This is a genomic window from Micromonospora cabrerizensis (assembly GCF_022230955.1).
Classification (GTDB): domain Bacteria; phylum Actinomycetota; class Actinomycetes; order Mycobacteriales; family Micromonosporaceae; genus Micromonospora; species Micromonospora cabrerizensis.
Genome location: NZ_JAKKFI010000029.1, coordinates 1 through 1,473 on the forward strand (window position 1 = coordinate 1; position 1,473 = coordinate 1,473).

The 1,473-nt window shown below is 72.2% G+C and carries 1 protein-coding gene; it reads left to right on the plus strand.

Translation table 11 applies throughout. The features are described from left to right. Nucleotides 1–339 precede the first annotated feature (339 nt). Nucleotides 340–1,248, plus strand: a complete 909-nt coding sequence (locus LADH09A_RS03205; protein WP_238643232.1) for a Gfo/Idh/MocA family protein — start codon at nt 340–342, stop codon at nt 1,246–1,248. Nucleotides 1,249–1,473 lie beyond the last annotated feature (225 nt).

Sequence of the window (1,473 nt, forward strand, 5' to 3'; positions counted from 1 at the left end):
GTGTGGGGCGCGGTGGGGTCGGGCATTCGGTTCGGGGTCACCGCGCGTCTGGCGGGCGGCGGAAAACTTCCATGATCGACTCGGTTTCCTGTAAGGCGGGGTGTCGTCGGCCTTCGGATGCCCCGGAGTCGGGGAAATCGAGTCGATCACGCGCCGGCGGCCGCGCCGCCCCACACGTGGGGCAGCTCGACAGGCGCCGATCGGACCACGGCCACCCCCGGTGGCACCGGACGTGACCTGCTCCGGTTGGTCGACCCGCCGCCGATGCCCCTGGTTGGGCGACTAGCGTGGATCGGGTCCGTGGCGTTGCCGCGGTGTGGGGAAACAGCGGAGGTACACGTGCTGCGGTTCGGTTTGTTCGGCACCGGTCACTGGGCGATCGAGACGCACGGGAAGGCGTTGCACGCACACCCGGACGCGGAGTTGGTCGGGGTGTGGGGGCGTAACCCGGAGCGGGCCTCCGCGCTGGCCGAGCGGTACGGCGTGCCGGCCTTCGCCGACGTCGATGCCCTGATCGAGCAGTGTGAGGCGGTTGCCGTCGCGTTGCCGCCGGACATCCAAGCCGACATCGCGGTCCGGGCCGCCTCCGCCGGGCGGCACCTGCTGCTGGACAAGCCGCTGGCGCTCAGCGTGGTCGACGCCGACCGGGTGGTCGCCGCCGCCGAGGAGTCCGGGGTCGCCTCGGTCGTCTTCTTCACCCAGCGGTTCCAGCCGAACGTGACAGCCTTCCTCGCCGCCACCGCTGCCGCCGGGGGATGGCAGCACGGCCGGACCACCGCCTTCGCCTCGATCTTCCAGGACGGCAGCCCGTACGGCGGCTCGTTGTGGCGCCGGGAGCACGGCGCGCTCTGGGACATCGCCCCGCACGCGCTCTCCATCCTCCTGCCCGTGCTGGGCCGGGTGACGCAGGTGGCGGCGATGGACGGGCCGAGCGGCATGGTGCACCTGCTGCTCACCCACGAGGGCGGTGCCACGAGCAGCGCCTCGCTCTCCCTCGATGCCCCGACCGAGTCGATGGCCCGGGAGTTCGTCTTCTACGGCGAGAACGGCGTCGAGAACGTGCCGTTCGGGGAGAACGACGCTGCCACGGCGTTCGGCGTCGCGATCGACCAGTTGGTCGAGCAGGTGCGTGCGGGCACCCGCGACCACCGCTGCGACGTCCGCTTCGGCCGTGAGGTCGTCGGCATCCTCGCCGCCGCCGAAACCGCCCGAGCCGAATCCCGCACCATCCGGGTCCCGAACCCCTAAACCCAACCCCAAACCCCCCACCCCAAACCCACCCCCTGACCTCAGCTCAGCCCGCACCCACCAGCTCAGGTTGATCAAGAAATTTGCGTCACGACACGCCGAACGGCATGACGCAAACTTCTTGATCACCGAGCCGGGGCCGGGGGGCAGGGCCGGGCCGAGCCGGGGCCGGGGCCGGGGCCGGCCGAGCCGAGCCGGGGCGGGGCGGGGCGGGGCGGGGCGGGG